This window comes from Streptomyces sp. NPDC002138 (assembly GCF_040296485.1).
GTDB lineage: Bacteria > Actinomycetota > Actinomycetes > Streptomycetales > Streptomycetaceae > Streptomyces.
In genome coordinates, this window is record NZ_JBEOXE010000064.1 from 26,775 (window position 1) to 43,344 (window position 16,570).

Below are 16,570 nucleotides of genomic sequence, written 5' to 3' on the forward strand. Positions count from 1 at the left end.
ATGCCAACCGATGTCTTTCCCGGGACCGGGACCCTGCCCGCACGGGCGCCGCTCGCGACCGTGCCCGGCGAACCCGTACTCGACGTGGTCATCCCGGTCTTCAACGAGGAGAAGGATCTCGGCCCGTGCGTGCACCGCCTCCACGAGCACCTGACCCGGACCTTCCCCTACGCCTTCCGCATCACCATCGCCGACAACGCGAGCACCGACCGCACCCCCGAGGTCGCGGCCGGCCTGGCCCGGTCCGTCAGCGGCGTCCGCAGCACGCGGCTCGAGGAGAAGGGGCGCGGCAGGGCCCTGCGCACGGTCTGGTCCGCCTCCGACGCGCCCGTCCTCGCCTACATGGACGTCGACCTCTCCACCGACCTGAACGCACTGCTGCCGCTGGTCGCCCCGCTGATCTCCGGACACTCCGACCTCGCGATCGGCACCCGGCTCGCCCGCTCCTCGCGGGTGGTGCGCGGCGCCAAGCGCGAATTCGTCTCCCGTGCCTACAACCTGATCCTGCGCTCCTCCCTCTCCGCCCGCTTCAGTGACGCCCAGTGCGGCTTCAAGGCCATCCGGCGCGACGTCGCCGAGCGGCTGCTGCCGCTGGTGGAGGACTCCGGCTGGTTCTTCGACACCGAGCTGCTGGTCCTCGCCGAGCGTGCCGGGCTGCGCATCCACGAGGTGCCCGTCGACTGGGTGGACGACCCCGCCTCCACCGTCCACATCGTCCGCACCGCCACCGAGGACCTCAAAGGGGTCTGGCGGGTGGGCCGGGCCCTCGCCGTCGGCGCCCTCCCGCTCGACCGGATCGGCCGCCCCTTCGGCGACGACCCGCGCGACCGCGCGCTGAGCGGAGTCCCCCGGGGCCTGGCCCGCCAGCTCCTGGGATTCTGCGCGATCGGGGTCCTGAGCACCCTCTTCTACCTGGTGCTCTATTCCGCCCTCCGCTCCGGCGCCGGACCCCAGATCGCCAACGGCGTCGCGCTGCTGCTCTCCGCCGTCGCCAACACCGCGGCCAACCGCCGGCTCACCTTCGGCGTCCGCGGCCGGGACCGCGCCGTGCGGCAGCAGGCCCAGGGCCTCGTGGTCTTCGCCATCGGACTGGCCCTGACCAGCGGCTCCCTGGCCGCCCTCGGTGCGGCCACCGACACCCCCGCCCACGGCACCGAGCTGGCCGTCCTGGTGACCGCCAACCTCGCCGCGACCGTGCTGCGCTTCCTGCTCTTCCGCGCCTGGGTCTTCCCGGACCGCTCCACTCCTGCGAAGGACAACCTCCGATGACCACGGCACTGCCCCTGCTGGACTCACCCTTCCCCGAACGCGCTCCCGCGGCCGCGGTCCCGCTGCGGCCCCGCTGGGAGCGCCCCGCCCTCGTCGGGCTCCTCCTCGCCACCGCGGTCCTGATGCTGTGGAACCTGGGCGCCTCCGGGTACGCCAACTCCTTCTACTCCGCCGCCGTCCAGGCGGGCAGCGAGAGCTGGAAGGCCTTCTTCTTCGGCTCCTCCGACGCGGGCAACTCCATCACCGTCGACAAGCCGCCGGTCGCCCTGTGGCCGATGGCCCTGTCCGTACGGCTCTTCGGACTCGGCGGCTGGCAGATCCTGGTCCCGCAGGCCCTCATGGGCGTCGGCACCACCGCCGTCCTGTACGCCTCCGTGCGCCGCCGGTTCGGCCCGGTGGCCGCGCTGCTCAGCGGTACGGTCTTCGCCCTCACCCCGGTCGCCGCGCTGATGTTCCGCTTCAACAACCCCGACGCGCTGCTGGCCCTGCTGATGACCGTCACCGTCCACTGCGTGCTGCGCGCCCTCGACGGCGCCCGCACCAAGTGGCTGGTCTGGGCCGGTGTGGCCGTGGGCTTCGCCTTCCTCACCAAGACCCTGCAGGCGTTCGTCATCCTGCCGCCGCTGGCCCTGCTGTACGCCGTCTGCGCGCCCACCCGACTGCGCCGCAGGCTGGGCCAGCTGCTCCTCGCGGGCCTGGCCATGGTGGTCGCCGGCGGCTGGTGGGTCGCCATCGTCGAGCTGTGGCCGGCCGCGTCCCGCCCGTACATCGGCGGCTCCCAGAAGAACTCCTTCCTGGAACTCACCCTCGGTTACAACGGACTCGGCCGGATCAACGGCGACGAGACCGGCAGCGTCGGTGGCGGCGCGCGGACGGGTGGCGGTCCGGGCGGCGGCGGTGGCGGAGGCTGGGGCGAGACCGGGATCGACCGGCTCTTCTCCGCCAACATCGGCGGTCAGATCTCCTGGCTGCTCCCGGCGGCCCTGGTGCTCCTCGTGGCCGGACTGGTGATCACCTGGCGGGCCCGGCGGGCCACCGACTCGCTGGAGAGCATGGCCCGGGCGTCCTTCCTGGCCTGGGGCGGCTCCCTGCTGAGCACCGCCCTCGTCTTCAGCTACATGCAGGGCATCTTCCACGAGTACTACACGGTGGCGCTGGCGCCCTACGTGGCCGCGCTGACCGGCATGGGGGTAGCGGTGCTGTGGGAGGAACGGGGCGGCCGGGCCGCCGCGTTCACCCTGTCCGCCGTCGTGGCGCTGACCGCCGTGTGGTCGTACGTCCTGCTCGGCCGGGCCGCGGGCTATCTGCCCTGGCTGCGCTGGACGGTGCTGGTGGCCGGGCTGCTCGCGGCCGTGGGGCTCCTCGTGGGCGCCCGCCTCGGACGCCGGGCCGCGCTGGGCGCGGCGGCGCTGGGCCTCGGCGTGGCGCTGGCCGGGCCCCTCGCCTACACCCTGGACACGGTGAACACGGCGCACACGGGCTCGATCGTCACCGCAGGCCCCGCGGTCGCGGGCGGCCGGGGACCGGGCGGCATGGGCCGGGGACCGCGCTTCGCCGCGAGGGAAGGCGGCCGTGGTCAGGGCAACGCCCCGCAGGGGATGCCGCCGCAGGGCGCGATGGCGCCGGGCGGCCCCGCGGGCCAGGGCGGCCCGGGCGGCGCCGGCGGCCCGGGCGGCCGGGGCAAGGGCGGCTTCGGGGGCGGCCCCGGCGGCGGTATGGGCGGCCTGCTGGGCGGTACGAAGACGAGCGCGGCGGCCACGGCGGCCCTGCGCGCGCACGCGGACCGCTACACCTGGGCGGCCGCCGCCGTCGGCGCGCAGAACGCCGCGAGCTATCAGCTGGCGTCGGGTCAGCCGGTCATGCCCATCGGCGGGTTCAACGGCAGCGATCCGTCCCCGACCCTGGCGCGGTTCCAGGAGTACGTGAAGGCCGGGAAGATCCACTACTTCATCGGCCAGGGCACGGCATCACCGGAGGGCGGCCAGGGCGCCCAGGGCGCGACCCGCGGTGGCGGTCCCGGCGGCGGCGCGAGCAGCGCCATCGAGGCCTGGGTGAAGGCCAACTACCGGGCCACCACGGTCGGCGGGGCCACCTTCTACGACCTCACCCCGTCCTGAACCGACCACAACACGAGGGGCACCCTCTAGCATCATCAAGAGGGCGGACCGGGCATTCCGGGCTGATCCACCTGTCTTGAGGAGGGTGCCTCCATGGCCACCGCGGCGGACCCCGTGAACATCCGGACCAGTGTGTGGCTGGCCGCGCGGCCCGCCTCCGGAGCCAGACGCCGCTGCGAGGACCCCACCGGGCTGGACCGGGACCGGATCACCGGGGCCGCCGTCCGGCTGCTCGACACCGAGGGGCTCACCCGGTTCTCCATGCGGCGGCTGGCGGGCGGGCTCGGGGTCACCGCGATGTCCCTGTACTGGTACGTCGACACCAAGCACGACCTGCTGGAACTGGCCCTGGACAGCGCCCTGGGCGAGCTGACCCTGCCCGCGGACTCGCCCCCGGCGGGCTGGGCCGGCCGACTGCGGGCGCTGGCCTGCGGATACCGGGGGCTGCTCGCCGAGCGGCCGTGGGTCGCGACCCTGGCCGCCGAGTACCCCAACATCGGGCCGCACGCCCGGGCCTTCGACGCGGCGCTGCTGCGGCTGCTCGACGCCACGGGGCTGACGGACGGCGGCCGGACCGGAGCCCACCTCGCCGTGTCGCAGTTCCTGCACGGCTGTGGGGGTCCGGTCCGGCGGGCGCCCGAGGACGATTTCCGCTTCGCCCTCGATGTCCTCGTCGCGGGCATCGAGGCGAAGACGGGCCGTCAGGCGCAGACGGGTCTCTAGACCGTTGCCTTACTTCGTAGACCCCGCCGGGGCCTGGGCCTCGGCGGCGACGGGTGCGGCGGCCGGAGCGGCCACGGGGGAGGCGGCGGCCGGAGCGTCGGCCACCGGCTTCGAGCGCAGCGCGACCTCCTTGATGAACACCACCAGGAGCAGCCCGAGCAGGGCGGCCGGGGCGGCGTAGAGGAAGACGTCACCGACGCCGTGGCCGTACGCGGACTCGACGACCGCGCGGAACGGCGGGGGCAGCTGGTCCAGGTGGGGGATGGCCCCGCCACCGGTGCCGCCGTGGCCCATCGCCGCGGCCTGCGGGCCGAGGGCGGCCAGGCCGTCCTTGACGTAGTGCGTGACCCGGTTCGCCATCACCGCGCCGAGCGCCGAGACGCCCACGGCGCCACCGAGCGAGCGGAAGAAGGTGACGACGGAGCTGGCCACGCCCAGGTCCTCGGCGGCCACCTGGTTCTGGGTGGCGAGGACCAGGTTCTGCATCATCATGCCGAGACCGAGGCCGGTCAGCGCCATGTAGATCGCGATGTGCCAGTACGGGGTGTCGTAGCGCAGGGTGCCGAGCAGGCCCAGTCCGGCGGTCAGCAGGACGCCGCCGGAGACCAGCCAGGCCTTCCACCGGCCCGTCTTGGTGATCACCTGACCGGAAACGGTGGAGGAGACGAAGAGCCCGCCGATCATCGGAATCGTGAGGATCCCGGACATCGTGGGGGTCTCGCCACGGGCCAGCTGGAAGAACTGGCTGAAAAATACCGTGCCCGAGAACATCGCGACGCCGACGAACAGCGAGGCCGCCGAGGCCAGGGTGATGGTCTTGTTGCGGAACAGGCGCAGCGGGATGATCGGCTCGCTCGCCTTGGACTCGACGAGGACGAAGAGCAGGCCGAGGACCAGGGCCCCGCCGGTCATCGCCCAGGTCTGCCAGGAGACCCAGTCGTACGAGGTGCCCGCCTGGGTGACCCAGATCAGCAGGGTCGAGACGGCGGCGCTGATGAGGAAGGCGCCGAGCCAGTCGACCTTGACGTCACGGCGTACGACCGGGAGCCGCAGGGTCTTCTGGAGCACGATCAGCGCGATGACCGCGAAGGGCACGCCGACGTAGAAGCACCAGCGCCAGCCGAGCCAGTCGGTGTCGGTGATGACCCCGCCGAGCAGCGGCCCGCCGACGGTGGCGACGGCGAAGACCGCGCCGAGGTAGCCGCTGTAGCGGCCGCGCTCGCGCGGGGAGATCATCGCGGCCATCACGATCTGTGCGAGGGCGGACAGGCCGCCGACGCCGATGCCCTGGACCACGCGGCAGGCGATCAGCGTGCCGGTGTTCTGGGACAGGCCCGCGACCACCGAGCCGAGGACGTAGATCACCAGGGATATCTGGACCAGCAGCTTCTTGCTGAAGAGGTCGGACAGCTTGCCCCACAGCGGGGTCGCGGCGGTCATCGACAGCAGGGCGGCGGTGACCACCCAGGTGTAGGAGGACTGGGTGCCGCCGAGATCGCTGATGATCTGCGGCAGCGCGTTGGAGACGATCGTGGAGGACAGGATCGCCACGAACATGCCGAGCATCAGCCCGGACAGCGCCTTCATGATCTGGGGGTGCGTCATGGGTGCGCCGTCGGGCGTGGGCTCCGACTGGCTGCCTCCCCGCACACCGGTGGGTGTGGTCGTAGCCATGTGATTCCTTTTTCTCTGGTCTAGAAGCTCGATCGGAGCCGGGCCAGCAGGGTGGTCAGGACGGTGATGTCCTCGGCGGACCAGTCGCCCAGCGTTCTCTCCAGGGCGGCCGTGTAGCGGGCCCCGAGCTCCAGGAGCAGGGCCCGGCCGGACGGGGTGAGGCGCAGGATGCGGGAACGGCCGTCCCCGGGGTCGGCCTCGCGGGCGATCCAGCCGCGGTCGGCGACGTGGGTGACGTGGCGGCTGGTCACCGAGATGTCGATGGCGAGCAGCTCGGCGAGGCGGCTCAGCCGCATCTCGCCGTGCCGGTCGAGGACGGTGAGGACGGCGGCGGACCCGGGCGGGCAGTCGGCCGGCAGGGTGCGGGCGAGGTCGCGCTTGACCGCGCCGATGCCGGTGAGCTGGCGGGCGAGTTCCTCGTACAGCGCGTACTGCGTGCCGGTCCGTGTCCCGGTCTGCGTGCCGGTCCGTGTGTCGGTCCGTGTGTCGTGTCGCGTGAGCACCGCGCTCCCCCTCCCCATCTTGTTGCTTTGAGCAACCATATAAGCGGATGGTTGCTACAGGCAAATGATTTCAGGGGAGGGGGCGGTAAAGGAATCGGAAAACCCGCTAGGGTCCTGAGCCATGGCTGCACACACCAACTCCCAGGGCCCCGAGGGCAACTACGACCCCGCGGGCAACACCCAGATGTTCCGTGCCTTCGTGGACGAGGCCGAGACCGCCCGTCCGGCGGCCGCGGCCGCCTCGCACCGGCAGCAGGCAAGCAGGACCGGGCTGTGGCTGGCGGTGGTGGCCGGGCTCGTGGTCGTCATCGGCGCGGTCGCCTGGCTCGCGCTGCGCTGAGCCGAGCCGCGCTGAGCCGAGCCGCGCTGAAGCGAGCTGCAGCGCGCTGAGCTAGCTCCAGGTGGCGGTGACCCGCTGGGTTTCGATGTGCATGCCCAGGGGGACCCGCCAGGACTCCACGCACACCGTGTACGTCTGCGTCTTCACCGACCCGCCCGCTATGGGGGCGGGCAGGGGCTGGGCCGAGGTGATGGTGGCCCAGTCGATCCCGAGCGCGCCGATGATGTGGGTGGAGAAGGTCACCGTGCCCGCACGCGCGGCCGTGCCGCCCGTGTTGGTGAAGGTGACGCCGACGTGTTCGCACCAGCGGTCCGCTGCCGCCGACCTGGCGGGGGTGCCGAGCTGGAGCCGGGCCGGGGTGGCCGCCGGGGGCTTCGCGGGCGGGGGCGTCGGCGTGGCCGCTCCGCCGGAGCCGCCCGTGCCCCCGGGGTTGCCCGAGCCGCCTGCTGCCCCCGGGGCGGGCGGGGTCGTGCCCGGGGTGCCCGCGCCGCCCGAGGTGTTCGCGGAGCCGCCGCCCGAGCCGCTGCCCGAGCCGGAGATACCGCCCGAGCCGGAGCCGCCGCCCGAGCCGGATCCGGGGGCGCTCGCGGAGCCCGTGGGGGCGCCCGGGGTGGCCGTGCCCGCGCCGGAGCCATCGGGCGCCGGGTTTCCCGGCGCGCTGGGCGACGTACTCGTGGACTGGGCGGAGGCGCTCGCGGCCGAAGGGCTGCCCAGGGACTGGTACTCCACCGCGCCCTGGGGGGCCACGGTCTCCCCCGCACCCCGTTCGGGCCCCTGGGCGGCGGCGCCCACGGCGACGTAACCGTCACGTGGCTGACCGCCGCAGCCCGTCAGGGTCACGGCGGTCACGCACACGGCAAGCAGGGTGAGCGGTCCCTTTCGCATCGCGCCAGTTTTCCTGACGGATCGTCAATTGGGAAGCGCCCGCGGCATGGTGACCCGGCTCGCCCGACGGGCCCGGCAACCCGGGCTACTCGCCGATCAGCCCCTGGCGCAGCTGCGCGAGGGTGCGGGTCAGCAGCCGCGAGACGTGCATCTGCGAGATGCCGACCTCCTCGCCGATCTGCGACTGGGTCATGTTGGCGAAGAAGCGCAGCATGATGATCTGCCGCTCCCGGGGCGGGAGTTTGGCGAGCAGCGGCTTGAGCGACTCGCGGTACTCGACGCCTTCGAGCGCGGTGTCCTCGTACCCGAGACGGTCCGCGAGCGAGCCCTCGCCGCCTTCGTCCTCGGGCGAGGGCGAGTCGAGCGAGGAGGCCGTGTAGGCGTTGCCGACGGCGAGGCCGTCGACGACGTCCTCCTCCGAGACGCCGAGGACGGCGGCCAGCTCGGGGACGGTCGGAGAGCGGTCCAGCTTCTGGGCCAGCTCGTCGCTCGCCTTGGTCAGCGCGAGGCGCAGCTCCTGGAGCCGGCGCGGGACGCGGACGGACCAGGAGGTGTCGCGGAAGAAGCGCTTGATCTCGCCCACGACGGTCGGCATCGCGAACGTCGGGAACTCCACGCCGCGTTCGCAGTCGAACCGGTCGATCGCCTTGATCAGGCCGATCGTGCCGACCTGGACGATGTCTTCCATCGGCTCGTTGCGGCTGCGGAAGCGGGCCGCGGCGTAGCGGACCAGCGGCAGGTTCAGCTCGATCAGGGTGTCGCGTACGTACGCCCGGTCGGGACTGTCCGCGTCCAGTGCGGCGAGCCGGTGGAACAGGGAGCGGGAGAGCGAGCGGGTGTCGTTGGGCGCCGGGGGCGCTGGCGGGGCTTCCGTGCGGTCGGACACAGCCGGCGTCTCGCTCTTGATGAGCGTGAGCACCTTGGAGCTGCCCTGTTCTACGGACATGCCACCCCCTTGGGATCGCGGACGGTCGCGGTGGCGCGCCCGTCGGAGGAACGCAGCCTCCACCTGAATACCGGAGGCGGGGCTGCGGCAAACGCGGTTCCAGCAGAATGTCACATGTCGGCAACACGCTGTAGCGCCAAGTCGACATATAACTCCAGCGACAGAAGGGGTCTTACCGACCTTGTCGGTAAAGCGTCCGGAGGCTTTCACCCGTTCCGGTTACGCCTCGATCCTGTTTGCGGACCGCAGTCGCGCGAAGCTCCGCGCGAGCAGCCGGGAGACGTGCATTTGGGACACTCCCAGCTCCGCGCTGATCTGCGACTGTGTCAGGTTGCTGTAGTAGCGCAGCAGCAGGATGCGCTGTTCGCGCTCGGGCAGCTGGACGAGCAGATGGCGGACCAGGTCGCGGTGTTCGACCCCGGTCAGCTCGGGGTCCTCGTAGCCGAGCCGGTCGAGCAGGCCGGGCATCCCGTCGCCCTCCTGGGCGGCTTCTAGGGAGGTCGCGTGGTACGAGCGGCCCGCCTCGATGCAGGACAGCACCTCGTCCTCGCCGATGCGCAGCCGCTCGGCGATCTCGGGGGTCGTGGGCATCCGTCCGTGGAGCGTGGTGAGGTCCTCGGTGGCCGCGTTGACCTGGACCCACAGCTCATGGAGGCGGCGCGGGACGTGGACCGTGCGGACGTTGTCGCGGAAGTACCGCTTGATCTCGCCCACCACGGTCGGCATCGCGAAGGTGGGGAACTGGACCCCGCGCTCCGGATCGAACCGGTCGATCGCGTTGATGAGCCCGATCGTGCCGACCTGGACCACGTCCTCCATCGGCTCGTTGCGGCTGCGGAAGCGGGCGGCCGCGTAACGGACGAGGGGGAGGTTCGCCTCGATGAGGGCCCCCCGGACCCGGCTGTGCTCGCTGGTACCCGGTTCCAGGTCCTTGAGCCGCCCGAAGAGCACCTGGGTCAGGGCCCGGGTGTCGGCGCCCCGGGTGCTCGGCGGGCGCGGGGAGATGGTGACCGGGGCGACGCCGACGGCGGTGCCGGCGGGGGCCGCGGCGGGGGTGATGCCGGGGGTGATGGCGGGGGTGACGCCCACGGCGGTTGCGGCGCCGGCGGCCGACGGTGGATCGTCGTGGGGGTCTTGCTGGGGTGGCACCTGAGGCGCAGTACTGGCCGGCACGGTCACGCCACCCCTTCAGTCAACCAATCAGTCAAAAGCGGTCATAGCATCACAAGACAGGTGCACTGTGTGCAAGCACCGTATATCGCCGTGTTGAGGGCAAGTTGGGCATTCGCCGCGCATTCAGGTGCCATGTGAATCGAACGGGGAACGCGAAAGCCCCCCACCCGTCGGAGTGGGGGGCGGCCGGGACGTCCGGAAGCCGCAGCAGCGTTCGGGTTCAGCGCACCAGTTCGGTCATGAACTGGCCGATGCCCGAGGCGGCGTCCGAGATGCCCTGGAAGCCGATCTGAACAAATTCGGCCGCTTTGACCGGTTGAGTGATGATCACATAGAGCACGAAGACGACGAGTCCGCCCACGACGATCTTCTTGATGTCCACGAGCGGTTTCGGCCTCCCCTGCCGGTCCTTGCAACGACGAGTGAGTCTAACCGGTCAGCTTCGATCACTCACCTGCCCTTTAAGGACCAATGACCCGACTGTCCGGGCCCTTTGCCGCTGCGGAGGGGGTGGCGGGAGGGGCAGGATGGGTGATGCGCCCACCGGTTCTGGCAGGAAATCGGTGGGTGAGGGACAGGACCTCACTGCGGGGTCCGAGCCGCACGCTTCCCCCTGACTGCGGCTCGGGCTGGCAGGTTCCGTCCTCGTCGGGGGAAGTGGCTTGTCCCCCCGATGCCACTTCCCCCGTCCCATGCGCAGAAGGTCCCGACCTCGGTCGGGGCCTTCTGCGCATGGGGCCGTTCCAGGGGTTATTCGATGCCCGTGACCAGGTTGGTCACCGGCGAGACGTTGTTCGTCACGGGCGAGAGCTGGTCCGGAATGGTCATCAGCTGGTTGAGCTGGTTCAGGTCGTTCAGCTTCGCGCCGATCTCCTGGACCGATCCGGGCGTCGCGCCCGCGGGCATGCCGGGGGCGGCGACCGGCAGGTCCGGCAGGGTGATCGGGGCGGCCGAGGCGACGGGGGCGGTGGCGGCGGCGAAGCCCGCGGTGGCGCCCGCGAGGGCCAGGGCGGCGAGCATGCGCTGGGTCTTGGTCATGCCGTGTCAACGGCCGAGCACCCGGCCGGTCACGCACGCCCCGCCGGACACGGCCGGGGCTCACCGGTGCGGAGTACGGCGTCCCGATACGCCGAGAGCCCCGACCCTTGCGGGGCGGGGCTCTCGGATCAGAGCGGTAGCGGTGGGATTTGAACCCACGGACAGCTTGCACCATCACACGCTTTCGAGGCGTGCTCCTTCGGCCGCTCGGACACGCTACCGAGAGAGAGCTTAGCCCAAGGTGGCCCGTGCTCTGAAATCCATGCGCGGCGAGGGCGCCGGCCCGGGATCCGATGTGGAATCCGGCCCGGGATCCGGCCCAGGAGCCGACGAGGGCCCGCCCAGGAGCGGGCGGCGGATCACAGGTTCCGGAAGAAGCCCGTCAGCTGCCGCGCGCACTCCTCGGCGAGCACGCCGGGGATCACCTCGGGCCGGTGGTTGAGCCTCCGGTCCCGTACGAGGTCCCAGAGCGACCCGGCGGCGCCCGCCTTCTCGTCGCTCGCGCCGTAGACGACGCGGGCGATCCGGGACTGTACGAGCGCGCCCGCGCACATCACGCACGGCTCCAGGGTCACCACGAGGGTGCACCCGGGCAGCCGCCATGCGCCGAGCCGCGCGGCGGCCCGGCGAATGGCGACCACCTCGGCGTGCGCCGTGGGGTCGCCGGTCGCCTCGCGTTCGTTGTACCCGGTCGAGAGCACGCTCCCGTCCGGGCCGAGCACGACGGCGCCGACCGGTACGTCACCGGCCGGGACCGCCCGGGCGGCCTCCGACAGCGCCAGGCGCATGGAGGTCCGCCACGGGTCCCGGACGGGATCGGTCCCGGCCTCGGTGCCGACCTCGGAGCCGGAGCCGGAGCCGACTTCGGAGCCGGAGCCGACTTCGGAGCCGGAGCCGGAGCCGGAGCCGAGGCCGATGTCGGGGTCGGGGTCGATGTCGGGATGGGAAGGGGGGTCGGGGGCGGGGTGGTGCGCGGGGCCCACTAGCGAACGGCCTCCAGCACCTCGGTCGCGCCGAGCGATTCGGCGATCTGCGAGAGCGCGTCCCCGTCGAGGTCCAGCAGCTCCTTGTGGCCCACTCCGAGGTCGTCGAGGAGCCGGGGGTCGCCGAGCGGCCCCGCGGGCACCGGCTCCGCGCCGGTCCCCTCCTCGTCGTCCGCGGCGTCGACGTCGTCCTCGGTGGAGGAACCTTGCTCGAATACGGCGACCACGTCCTCTTCACCGTCCTCGGTTCCGTCGAGGTCCAGATCGTCGAGTTCGACTTCCTCCTCGTCGCTGCCGAGCAGCTCGTCGGTGAGCATCGAGCCGTAGGAGCTGCGGGAGGCCGCGGCGGCGTTCGAAACGAAGATGCGCGGGTCCTCCTCCCCGTCCACGCGGACGACGCCGAACCAGGCGTCCTCCTGCTCGATGAGGGCGACCACCGTGTCGTCGTCGACAGCGGTGGAACGGGCGAGATCGATCAGATCGGTCAGCGACTCGACGTTGTCGAGATCCGTGTCGCTCGCTTCCCACCCGTCTTCGGTGCGCGCGAGCAGTGCGGCGAAGTACACCGTGACTCTCCCACTGGTGATAGGCGTGCCGGTTGGAGATCCCCCCGGCCGGAGGTTGGGGTCGAACGGCCGTCGTGCTCGCCGTCGTGCCCCGCCCAATCGGCATCGTGGCAGAAACAGCGGCTTTGCGAGAGGTCTTCCGCGCTGCCGCGTGCCGTGCCGTGTCGCCGGTGGGCTGCTCGGGGGGTGTCCGGGAGCCCGGCCGCGGGCCTGCGCGCGGGGTGCCCGCGGTCGTGCGAGCGGCGTGCGGACGGCGTGTGTGCGGGCGCGGCGGGGCCCGTACGGAGCCCCGGGGACCGGGTACGGGACCCGCTCACCAGCGGAACGTACGCATCCGCATCTGCTGGCGCATCCGGGCCGCGCGGGCACGCCGGGGCTGCACCCGGTCGCGCAGCTCGCGGGCCTCGTTGAGATCGCGCAGGAACTGCGCGCGTCGCGCCCTTCGCTGCGCCGCGCTCTCCGGCGGCTGCGCTACTTCCCGGTCCTCTTCGGTCGGCTGAACGTCGGGCATCGGCCATCACCCCGGCTGGTCCGGTCGTCCTCCTCCGCGTCGCGAAGCAGACCCCCCGCCCATCACCTTCCCCCCGACCCCCGGGTTGATGCCAGTGTGCCGCGGCATTTCGGCAGGTCACACGAGGGAGCCGGGCGGGCGGCCGGCGGAGCGGGCCGCGGGGCCCGTCCGGCCCGCACGGCCCCGGGGCCCGGTCCGCCCGGTTACTGTGGAGTCATGCGGATTCATGTCGTCGACCACCCGCTGGTGGCGCACAAACTCACCACTCTGCGCGACCAGCGCACGGACTCCCCGACCTTCCGGCGGCTCGCCGACGAGCTGGTGACCCTGCTCGCGTACGAGGCCACCCGGGACGTGCGCACGGAGCAGAGCGACATCACCACTCCGGTCGGCCCGACGACGGGCGTCAAGCTCTCGTACCCGCGCCCGCTCGTGGTGCCGATCCTGCGCGCCGGTCTCGGCATGCTCGACGGCATGGTGCGGCTGCTGCCCACCGCCGAGGTCGGCTTCCTGGGCATGGTCCGCAACGAGGAGACCCTGGAGGCCTCCACGTACGCGACGCGCATGCCGGAGGACCTCTCCGGGCGCCAGGTCTACGTCGTCGACCCGATGCTCGCCACCGGCGGCACGCTGGTCGCGGCGATCCAGGAACTGATCAAGCGGGGCGCGGACGACGTCACCGCCGTGGTGCTGCTGGCCGCGCCCGAGGGCGTCGAGGTCATGGAGCGCGAGCTGGCGGGCGCGCCGGTGACGGTCGTGACCGCCGCCGTCGACGAGCGCCTCAACGAGCACGGCTACATCGTGCCGGGCCTGGGCGACGCGGGCGACCGGATGTACGGCTCCGCGGAATAGCGGCGGCGAACGGCTCTGACCGGTCCGTCCCCGAACGGGATTCGGGAACGGACCGGTCCGGACCGGATCAGAACCGGACCGGACCGGATCAGAGATCAGCAGGTTCGGAGATCAGCAGGTCGCGGCGGGCGCGGGCTTGGGGTTGGCCAGGATGGCCAGCGTCCTGTCCGCGTCCTCTTTTTTGGTGAGCTCCTTGAAGGAGTCGCCGAGGATCAGGTCGATGTCCGTGCCCTCGCGGGTGTCGGTCTGCGGGGCGGCGCCGGCCAGCTGGGCGCCGAGTACCGAGAAGGCGGCCTTGTCGGTCTTGGGCGAGCCCAGCAGTATCCCGGGTCCGGTGACCTTCTTGTCGAAGTCGGCGGGGGCGTTGCCGACGTGGCCGATGACGAAGCCGCGCTTCTTCAACTCCTCGCCGACGGCCTTGGCCAGGCCCGCGCGCGGGGTGGCGTTGTAGACGTTGACGGTGATCTGACCGGGCTGGGGCAACGCAGCGACCGGGCTGGCCTTGGCCGCCGGTTCACCGCGGGCACCGCCCGCCGTGTCCTTCTTGGCGGCGGGTTTCGCGCTCGCGACGGTCTTCGCGCAGTCCTTGCCGCCCGCGGCGGTGTGTTTGCCGCCGTCACCTCGGAAGACGTCGATGAGCTGCAGCGCCCCGTAGCCGAGGAGGGCGAGTGCGACGACGGCGCCGAGCGCGGCCAACACGATCCGCCGACGACGCCGAGGACGGCGCATGCGGGGGTAGGCGGCTCCCGTGACGCGGTACTTTCCGCCCATGCCGGGGGGAGTGAGCATGCTCATGGGCGGCAGCGTAGTGCGGCTCGGTGACGATGCCTACTAAATGATCTGTTCATAGGCCAATCCAGACCCGAAAGGCGCAATCCCGGGGATTCCCGGCAGGCGTACGGACCCGGCTCGCCCGGGCCGTGGCGCGTCTCAGCCCATTTCGAGGACGCGCGCGTGCAGCACCTGGCGCTGCTGGAGCGCGGCGCGGACGGCGCGGTGCAGCCCGTCCTCCAGGTAGAGGTCGCCCTGCCACTTCACGACGTGCGCGAAGAGGTCGCCGTAGAAGGTCGAGTCCTCGGCGAGCAGCGTCTCGAGGTCGAGCTGACCCTTGGTCGTCACGAGCTGGTCGAGCCGGACCGGGCGCGGGGCGACGTCCGCCCACTGCCGGGTGGTTTCCCTGCCGTGGTCGGGGTACGGCCGCCCGCTTCCGATGCGCTTGAAGATCACACGGAAAGCCTACCGGTCAAGGGCCTGCGGGCGCAGCCTCGCCTCCAGGGTGCAAAGGTGGCAGACAGTGCTATTTCGGGAGTGATGCATGAGCGAGAGCAGCCACGAGAGCAGCGAAACGGCGGCCGACAAGATCGTCGCCGGGTACGCCTTCACCGGACCGGCACTCGATCTGGGAGCCCTGCTCTGGGACGGGACCTGCCTGCCGGACCACCAGATCCGGATCCCGCTGTCCATGCTCAACCGCCACGGGCTGGTCGCGGGCGCGACCGGCACCGGCAAGACCAAGACGCTCCAGCTGATCGCCGAGCAGCTCTCGGCGAACGGCGTCCCCGTCTTCCTCGCCGACATCAAGGGTGACGTCTCCGGTATCTCGGCTCCCGGCGTGCCGAGCGCGAAGACCGAGGAGCGGGCGAAGGACGTCGCCCAGGACTGGCAGGCCACCGGGCACCCCAGCGAGTTCTACTCGCTGGGCGGCATCGGCCCCGGCATCCCGGTGCGGGCGACCGTGACCAGCTTCGGTCCGGTGCTGATGTCGAAGGTGCTCCAGCTCAACCAGACGCAGGAGCAGTCGCTCGGCCTCATCTTCCATTACGCGGATTCCAAGGGCCTGGAGCTCATCGACCTCAAGGACCTGCGGGCCACCGTCGCCTTCCTCGTCTCCGACCAGGGGAAAGCCGAGCTGAAGGGGATCGGCGGCCTCTCCACGGTCACCGCGGGGGTGATCCTGCGCGCGCTCACGGCGTTCGAGCAGCAGGGTGCCTCGGAGTTCTTCGGCGAGCCCGAATTCGATACCAGTGAATTCCTCCGTACGGCCGCGGACGGCCGCGGCACGGTCTCCGTGCTGGAGCTGCCCGCCGTCCAGGACAAACCGCAGCTCTTCTCCACCTTCCTGATGTGGCTGCTCGCGGACCTCTACACCGACCTCCCGGAGGTCGGCGACCTGGAACGGCCCAAGCTCGTCTTCTTCTTCGACGAGGCGCACCTCCTCTTCAACGGCGCGTCGAAGGCGTTCCTCGATTCGATCACCCAGACCGTCCGGCTCATCCGCTCGAAGGGCGTGGGCATCTTCTTCGTGACCCAGACCCCGAAGGACGTGCCGGCCGATGTCCTGGCCCAGCTCGGCAACCGGGTGCAGCACGCGCTGCGCGCCTTCACGCCGGACGACGCGAAGGCGCTCAAGGCGACGGTGAAGACGTTCCCCCGTTCGGACTACGACCTGGAGGAACTGCTCACCCAGCTGGGCACCGGCGAGGCCGTGATCACCGTGCTCAGCGAGAAGGGCGCGCCGACACCGGTGGCCGCGACCCGGCTGCGCGCGCCGCAGTCGCTGATGGGGCCGGTCGAAGCGGCCGCCCTGGACACGGCGGTCAAGGCCTCGCCGCTGTACTCGCGCTACGCCGAGCCCGTCGACCGCGAGTCGGCGTACGAGAAGATCAGCGCCGAGCAGGCGGCCGCCGAGGCGGCGGCGGAGGCGGCGGCCGCCGAGGCCGCGGCCGAGAAGCAGGCGAAGGAGGCGCAGAAGGCGGCGCGTGGTGCGCCCAAGCCGGACCCCTCGCTGGCCGAACAGGTGGTGGGCAGCGGCCTGTTCCGCTCGCTGGCCCGCTCGATCGGGACCCAGCTGGGCCGCGAGATCTCCCGCTCGGTCTTCGGCACGGCGAAGCGGCGCCGCTAGGGGGTGTCTGACGGATGTGCGTGGGGAAGGAGGGGTGTCCGGTGCGTGCTCTCGGTGCGCCGACCGGAGGCCCGTGTACTGGACGTAC

The 16,570-nt window shown here is 71.8% G+C and carries 17 protein-coding genes, 1 tRNA gene and 1 pseudogene; 6 read left to right on the forward strand and 13 right to left on the reverse strand.

All coding sequences use genetic code 11. The annotated features are described in order from the left end of the window. The 3 genes from ABT084_RS30560 to ABT084_RS30570 all read left to right on the forward strand — a co-directional run bounded on the left by ABT084_RS30560 (position 1) and on the right by ABT084_RS30570 (position 4,109). Positions 1-1,269: a bifunctional glycosyltransferase family 2/GtrA family protein gene (locus ABT084_RS30560; RefSeq protein WP_351050729.1), complete on the forward strand. Its 1,269-nt coding sequence runs from the start codon at positions 1-3 to the stop codon at positions 1,267-1,269. Next, positions 1,266-3,386 carry an ArnT family glycosyltransferase gene (locus ABT084_RS30565; protein ID WP_351050731.1) on the forward strand — a complete coding sequence of 707 codons (2,121 nt, stop codon included), beginning with the start codon at positions 1,266-1,268 and terminating at the stop codon, positions 3,384-3,386. Before ABT084_RS30560 ends, ABT084_RS30565 begins: the two co-directional genes overlap by 4 nt. A 93-nt stretch (positions 3,387-3,479) precedes the next feature. Continuing rightward, positions 3,480-4,109, forward strand: a complete 630-nt coding sequence (locus ABT084_RS30570) for a TetR/AcrR family transcriptional regulator (protein WP_351050734.1) — start codon at positions 3,480-3,482, stop codon at positions 4,107-4,109. A 24-nt stretch (positions 4,110-4,133) separates the two neighbouring features. Here the strand turns inward: ABT084_RS30570 and ABT084_RS30575 are convergent. Together ABT084_RS30575 and ABT084_RS30580 are read right to left on the reverse strand one after the other, a co-directional pair. Beyond that, positions 4,134-5,714 (reverse strand): annotated as a pseudogene (locus ABT084_RS30575) (MDR family MFS transporter); the annotation flags it as partial. Between the two features lie 89 nt (positions 5,715-5,803). Next, complete coding sequence (locus ABT084_RS30580; RefSeq protein ID WP_351050778.1) at positions 5,804-6,208, reverse strand: MarR family winged helix-turn-helix transcriptional regulator; 405 nt, start codon at positions 6,206-6,208, stop codon at positions 5,804-5,806. A gap of 199 nt (positions 6,209-6,407) precedes the next feature. Here ABT084_RS30580 and ABT084_RS30585 point away from each other — a divergent pair, with 199 nt between their 5' ends. After that, positions 6,408-6,626 (forward strand): hypothetical protein, encoded by a 219-nt coding sequence (locus tag ABT084_RS30585; protein ID WP_351050739.1) that lies wholly within the window; start codon positions 6,408-6,410, stop codon positions 6,624-6,626. Positions 6,627-6,677: 51 nt separating this feature from the next. On the opposite strand, the gene ABT084_RS30590 is transcribed toward ABT084_RS30585, so the two are convergent. The 9 genes from ABT084_RS30590 to ABT084_RS30630 form a co-directional block, all read right to left on the reverse strand. Continuing rightward, a complete protein-coding gene (locus ABT084_RS30590; protein ID WP_351050742.1) occupies positions 6,678-7,511 on the reverse strand; it encodes a hypothetical protein in 834 nt (277 codons plus the stop codon). Positions 7,512-7,596: 85 nt separating this feature from the next. Beyond that, complete coding sequence (locus ABT084_RS30595; protein WP_351050745.1) at positions 7,597-8,457, reverse strand: RNA polymerase sigma factor SigF; 861 nt, start codon at positions 8,455-8,457, stop codon at positions 7,597-7,599. 219 nt (positions 8,458-8,676) lie between these two features. After that, entirely contained in the window at positions 8,677-9,630 is a 954-nt protein-coding gene (locus tag ABT084_RS30600) for an RNA polymerase sigma factor SigF (RefSeq protein WP_351050748.1), read from the reverse strand. A gap of 220 nt (positions 9,631-9,850) precedes the next feature. Beyond that, complete coding sequence (locus ABT084_RS30605; protein ID WP_351050749.1) at positions 9,851-10,012, reverse strand: hypothetical protein; 162 nt, start codon at positions 10,010-10,012, stop codon at positions 9,851-9,853. A 368-nt stretch (positions 10,013-10,380) separates the two neighbouring features. Continuing rightward, positions 10,381-10,668: a hypothetical protein gene (locus ABT084_RS30610; protein WP_351050751.1), complete on the reverse strand. Its 288-nt coding sequence runs from the start codon at positions 10,666-10,668 to the stop codon at positions 10,381-10,383. A 134-nt stretch (positions 10,669-10,802) separates the two neighbouring features. Further along, positions 10,803-10,889 (reverse strand) — tRNA-Ser (locus ABT084_RS30615). Positions 10,890-11,027: 138 nt separating this feature from the next. After that, complete coding sequence (gene tadA / locus ABT084_RS30620) at positions 11,028-11,651, reverse strand: tRNA adenosine(34) deaminase TadA (RefSeq protein WP_351050753.1); 624 nt, start codon at positions 11,649-11,651, stop codon at positions 11,028-11,030. Further along, complete coding sequence (locus ABT084_RS30625) at positions 11,651-12,217, reverse strand: tRNA adenosine deaminase-associated protein (protein ID WP_351050756.1); 567 nt, start codon at positions 12,215-12,217, stop codon at positions 11,651-11,653. Before ABT084_RS30625 ends, tadA begins: the two co-directional genes overlap by 1 nt. A gap of 313 nt (positions 12,218-12,530) precedes the next feature. Next, positions 12,531-12,728: a hypothetical protein gene (locus ABT084_RS30630; protein WP_351050759.1), complete on the reverse strand. Its 198-nt coding sequence runs from the start codon at positions 12,726-12,728 to the stop codon at positions 12,531-12,533. Positions 12,729-12,944: 216 nt separating this feature from the next. Between ABT084_RS30630 and upp the strand changes: the two genes are divergently transcribed. Beyond that, the gene (upp, locus tag ABT084_RS30635) at positions 12,945-13,580 is read left to right on the forward strand and encodes a uracil phosphoribosyltransferase (protein ID WP_351050762.1); all 636 of its coding nucleotides are present in this window, start codon (positions 12,945-12,947) and stop codon (positions 13,578-13,580) included. Between the two features lie 111 nt (positions 13,581-13,691). Here the strand turns inward: upp and ABT084_RS30640 are convergent, their stop codons facing one another. Both ABT084_RS30640 and ABT084_RS30645 read right to left on the reverse strand, forming a co-directional pair. After that, positions 13,692-14,375 (reverse strand): LytR C-terminal domain-containing protein, encoded by a 684-nt coding sequence (locus ABT084_RS30640; RefSeq protein WP_351050764.1) that lies wholly within the window; start codon positions 14,373-14,375, stop codon positions 13,692-13,694. A gap of 135 nt (positions 14,376-14,510) precedes the next feature. Then, positions 14,511-14,807: a type II toxin-antitoxin system VapB family antitoxin gene (locus ABT084_RS30645; RefSeq protein WP_330331599.1), complete on the reverse strand. Its 297-nt coding sequence runs from the start codon at positions 14,805-14,807 to the stop codon at positions 14,511-14,513. An 88-nt stretch (positions 14,808-14,895) separates the two neighbouring features. On the opposite strand from ABT084_RS30645, the gene ABT084_RS30650 reads away from it, so the two are divergent. Further along, complete coding sequence (locus tag ABT084_RS30650) at positions 14,896-16,482, forward strand: helicase HerA-like domain-containing protein (protein WP_351050766.1); 1,587 nt, start codon at positions 14,896-14,898, stop codon at positions 16,480-16,482. Positions 16,483-16,570: the final 88 nt, after the last annotated feature.